Origin of the sequence: Serratia sp. ME47, from assembly GCF_903970925.1 — a bacterium.
Classification (GTDB): domain Bacteria; phylum Pseudomonadota; class Gammaproteobacteria; order Enterobacterales; family Enterobacteriaceae; genus Serratia; species Serratia ureilytica.
Map to the genome: position 1 here is coordinate 1 of NZ_CAJCKE010000056.1, position 4257 is coordinate 4257.

A 4257-nucleotide genomic window follows, 5' to 3' on the forward strand; every position below is an offset into this window, starting at 1 on the left:
CAAATATGAAGTTAGGGATGGCTGGGATAGATACGCCATGAAAGAGATTGATGTGTTTGTGACCGGCTGCTTTACCGAGCAAGGTTGCAAAGACTACATCAATAAAAATGGTCACAACCTCAACAAGCCGTTCATTTACGCCTTTGGAAGCTATCGCAACGATGAATATCAGACGGTACGGAAATTCATCATGCAGATACCTGAAACCCCAGCCACTGACGCAGCACTTGCAGCTATCCAGGCGCAGGGAGTGGAGAAGCTCATCAAGCTGAAGATGGAACAGCTTGCCAGCATGCATCCAGACACCCACGCATTTGGCGCTACAGCCGAGTCTCTGCGCGCTCAGATTAACGAGCTGCAAGCATTCGCAGCCCAGCTGCGGGAGGCCAAATGAAAGAGCGCCCAGTGATGCCAGACAATAAAACCGCTCAGCTCATTCACGCAGATTGTATGGAGGCCATGAAAAATATCGCTGATGGGTCTGTTGATATGGTTTTGTGCGACATACCGTATGGAGAGGTGGCACAGAAAAGCAGCGGTCTTCGCCTTCTTGATCGCGGAAAGGCTGATGAGTGCAACATAGATCTTAAGGCGATGGCTGATGAATTCAATCGCATTTGCAATGGAACTATTTACGCATTTTGCGGAACAGAGCAAATCAGCACTTTAGTAGGCCACTTTAAGCGCCACGGCATGACAACTCGAGTATGTGCATGGGAAAAAACCAATCCCAGCCCAATGAATGGGAAGCGATTGTGGCTGAGTGGTCTTGAATTCTGCGTATTTGCCAGAAAGCCAAATGCGACATTTAACGAGCATTGCAAAAAAGCGCTGTGGCAGTTCCCATCTGGACGCTCGAAAATTCATCCAACTGAAAAACCAGTCAAGTTAATGGAGCGCCTAATACTCGCGTCGAGCAATCCTGGCGATATGGTACTTGATAACTGTATGGGTAGCGGAACAACGGGAGTTGCCTGTGCCAATACCGGGCGCAGATTCATAGGTATCGAAATAGACAAGATGTATTTCGAATTGGCACGAAGTCGGATTTTCGGTGACAGCGCTAGTGAGGTGGAGCATGGCTAAGCGCGATGACCTCTTTAAGGTTGGCGAAGTGTGGCAGTCCCCTCGCGGGACTCTCTACAAGGTAATGGCTGTTGATGGAAATCAGGCCACTCTGCGCCTTGGTTCGTTTGGCGATGGCCGAATCGTTCGTCGCTGGGTTTATCAAAATTACGGATGGAAGTTGTGGGCCGAGGCCCAGGAGAAAGCATTATGAGCAAGGTAAAAACGATGGGCGCCAGCCCACTGAGTGGAACAATTTTTTACGGCACGCTGGACACCGACAAGGGTCGCTGGGTTGGTCATAAATCTGACGTAACTGAAATGGCGCGTCGATCTGTTGCCGAGCATCTTTACCATACCGGTGACAGCCATACCTACGAGCTGAAAGATGGCCGCCTTCTGGTGCTGAGCGTTGAAATTCGGGAGGCTGAGTGATGGACAATAAGCTGAGCGAACTGAGCAAGCCGGTGGCGTATGACTATCAGATTGCGGGTGCATGCATTGCAGATGGCAATGACAAGAAATGGGTTGATTGGGATAACGAGATAACTCATGAATGCCCACCTGATTGGATGGTTGAGGATGGGAAGGCCACAGGCATCAAACCACTCTACTCGCAAGAGTACGTCTCCGCCCTGTTGGCAGAAAGAGATGCATTTGAGGCTTCTGCGTTAGCTATGCGGGATGAATGGAGAGCACGAGGTGAGCGCATCGCCGAACTTGAACAGACCATGCGCCACATCCACGGCGCAGCATTGGATATCACCGTGCCGAGAATGGCAATAGCCAAAGCCGCAGAATTGGCAGTTGAACACGCAGCCATGAAGGAGCAGAGCAATGGATAAATTCAACTATTTGAAAGAGCAGCTGACGGCGGCGCTGGCAACGTGGCAGCAAACCAACGGCGGCAAAACCACCGTAGGTTGGATGCACGCGGCGAATCCTGAAGTTATCGCAGCCCTGCTGGCAGAGCTGGAAGCGAAGGATAAACGCATCGCCGAGCTGGAAGAGGAATTCGCATTCATCATGGGGCAGAACGACGGAATGGAGAAGGAACTGCGCGACAAAGATGCGCGCATTGAACACCTGGAAGCCAAGCTGGCTACGCCGGTGCGGTTGCCACCACCAGCAGCATGGATGAGAGGCGATGACAAAACGACATTTGGCCCCATATTCACAAAGAACAAAGACTACGCAGAGAGTCAATGGGGGGATAGTGCGATCGCGCTCTATTCAGTTCCAGTCGGAATCAAAGAGGTAGCATTCTCAGATGAGCGAAACCTGATGCACATCAACGAGCGTGGTCGTGAGACATCTCTTATTTGGAGCAAGAACAATTCAGAAAATGGAGATATTCAACTCTTTCGACTGGTTGGCTTCACCGTAGATGGGGATGAGTAGGATGGCAAAGCTGAACAAAAAAGAGCAAGCGTGGCTGGACGAGCTGCAAGAGGTTCTGAACCGCTGCCCGTCCGATCGTCTGGGCTTCTATACCGTCGGCGACCCTCAGATTAATGTCTATGACCGGTCAAAGGAGTTAGAGATAGAGAGGGTGATGGACGCTTCTGAAAAAGACTGGTGCGGGTGTGTCTTGATAGCCGGTGCGAATTTTGACGAGTGGCTGGATTTCCCGGCCCCCGTTCACTCCACAGCAGGTTAAGGGGGAAGCATGACACTAACGACTAATGAAGAACTGAAGCACTTGGCTTCCAGCGACAACACCAACGAACTGACGCGCCGATTGGCTCGCGAGTGTTTGGCTAACCGGAAGGTGCAGCCTTTTGGGTATGTCTATACCAGCAAAGACGGCGTGGCCGTTAACTTCGGACATGAATTGCCATTCATGCCTGAAAAATGGAATGTGACGCCGGTTTACACCGCCCCGCCAGCGCCAGCAGTGCCGGATGAGGCGACATCGGAAAATGTAGAGGCGTTATCCGGTTATGTATCTACCTACAAAATGACCGAGAGTGAGCGAGATATCGCCGCCGAGGTTTGGAACGCCTGCCGCGCCGCAATGCTGGCTCAACCTTTAAGTAGCGGTTACAAGTTGGTACCAGCAGAGCCAACCGAAGACATGATCGCCGCCGCAATGAACTGTGACGACGTGTCATTCAATGCCGACGAAACTTTCTGCGTTAACTTCGGCAACATCTACGCCGCAATGGTGGCGGCAGTTCCGGAGGGTGGGAATGATCACGATACCCGACGATAACGAAATCATCTCGCGGCTCAGCATTGTCGGCTCCACGCCGGATTCTGTCGCAAGCCTACTCCGCTGTGCTGGCTACAACGGCATGACCGGTAAAGCTATCCGCCAGCGCTTGATCAAGCTGGAAAAAGAAAAAGCCGTTGAGAAAGTCCGCCGCCCTGGCATCCGATCCGCATGCTGGGCGCCAATCACCAAATAACCCACCGGTAAAAATGAAACCACGAATTCCGCAACGAATCAGCGCCAAAGCTGAGGGGGTTCTATGCGCCTACAGGGATGGCAAAAAGAAACCCAACCGTACATACCAACATAAGCATTTAACGCTGCCAGTGGCCCGATGCTGGCGATTGCTGTCAAAAGACAACGGCAACTCATGGGAAGTCATGAGCCATGAGCGCTACAACAACCAAATCAGGATTTAGCTATGACTAATTACGATCTGATTCTGTTCCTCATCGCCGACGGCGGTTTCTATATCCGTGATGAGCATATCGCTATGCTGCAGAAGAAATTTCCTGATGAGGGCATCACCCCGGAAAGGATTTCAAATCTGCGGTTTTCTCTCACAAGCTCCCCATACGTTCAATGCGACATCATCTATGTGAAAGCTAACGTCCGCGCACTGAAGGTTTTGTCTGTTGATCCGCTGTATCAGCGGTATGCAAGGAAAAAACCAAGGGGAGCAATCGCAAAACTTACCGACAGCTATTTACTCAGTGAGCCGCCTGAGGTTGTTCGCAGAATCCAACTCATGCAGCTGTTTAACCAGTTGCTTGCCCCTGTAACCCACCAGCGCGCCTACTGATCCCGGAGATAGCCATGTCATTCAAATATAAATCATTGGCCCATCAGGCGGCCGAGGCAGAACGACGCGCCCATTTCGCAGATGCTGCAGAGAAGTGGCGCCAGGCGCTTGAAGCTGCGCGGGCGGTAGATGTTGCTTGGATCCACATCCGCATAGGTTTTTGCGTCAACGCGGC

General features: G+C 51.6%; 10 protein-coding genes and 1 pseudogene. All 11 read left to right on the forward strand.

The features are described from left to right. Positions 1-394: pseudogene (locus H7A77_RS25260) on the forward strand (hypothetical protein); the annotation flags it as partial. Further along, positions 391-1086 carry a site-specific DNA-methyltransferase gene (locus tag H7A77_RS25265; protein ID WP_182074818.1) on the forward strand — a complete coding sequence of 232 codons (696 nt, stop codon included), beginning with the start codon at positions 391-393 and terminating at the stop codon, positions 1084-1086. The pseudogene H7A77_RS25260 and the gene H7A77_RS25265, both read left to right, overlap by 4 nt. Further along, positions 1079-1279, forward strand: coding sequence for a hypothetical protein (locus tag H7A77_RS25270; RefSeq protein WP_041033744.1), 201 nt, complete (start codon positions 1079-1081; stop codon positions 1277-1279). Before H7A77_RS25265 ends, H7A77_RS25270 begins: the two co-directional genes overlap by 8 nt. Then, positions 1276-1500, forward strand: a complete 225-nt coding sequence (locus H7A77_RS25275; RefSeq protein ID WP_182074819.1) for a hypothetical protein — start codon at positions 1276-1278, stop codon at positions 1498-1500. Before H7A77_RS25270 ends, H7A77_RS25275 begins: the two co-directional genes overlap by 4 nt. Continuing rightward, positions 1500-1910 (forward strand): hypothetical protein, encoded by a 411-nt coding sequence (locus H7A77_RS25280; RefSeq protein WP_182074820.1) that lies wholly within the window; start codon positions 1500-1502, stop codon positions 1908-1910. Before H7A77_RS25275 ends, H7A77_RS25280 begins: the two co-directional genes overlap by 1 nt. Continuing rightward, entirely contained in the window at positions 1903-2466 is a 564-nt protein-coding gene (locus H7A77_RS25285; protein WP_220457374.1) for an ead/Ea22-like family protein, read from the forward strand. Before H7A77_RS25280 ends, H7A77_RS25285 begins: the two co-directional genes overlap by 8 nt. 1 nt (position 2467) lies before the next feature. Further along, a complete protein-coding gene (locus tag H7A77_RS25290) occupies positions 2468-2725 on the forward strand; it encodes a hypothetical protein (RefSeq protein ID WP_182074821.1) in 258 nt (85 codons plus the stop codon). Positions 2726-2734: 9 nt separating this feature from the next. Continuing rightward, a complete protein-coding gene (locus H7A77_RS25795; RefSeq protein WP_182074825.1) occupies positions 2735-3280 on the forward strand; it encodes a hypothetical protein in 546 nt (181 codons plus the stop codon). After that, complete coding sequence (locus H7A77_RS25300; protein ID WP_060429485.1) at positions 3258-3476, forward strand: hypothetical protein; 219 nt, start codon at positions 3258-3260, stop codon at positions 3474-3476. The genes H7A77_RS25795 and H7A77_RS25300 overlap by 23 nt, the downstream gene beginning before the upstream one ends. Before the next feature lie 225 nt (positions 3477-3701). Further along, positions 3702-4082, forward strand: coding sequence for a hypothetical protein (locus H7A77_RS25305; protein WP_182074822.1), 381 nt, complete (start codon positions 3702-3704; stop codon positions 4080-4082). A 14-nt stretch (positions 4083-4096) separates the two neighbouring features. Beyond that, a partial coding sequence (locus H7A77_RS25800; protein WP_182074823.1) for an ANR family transcriptional regulator occupies positions 4097-4257 on the forward strand: 161 nt, incomplete at its 3' end.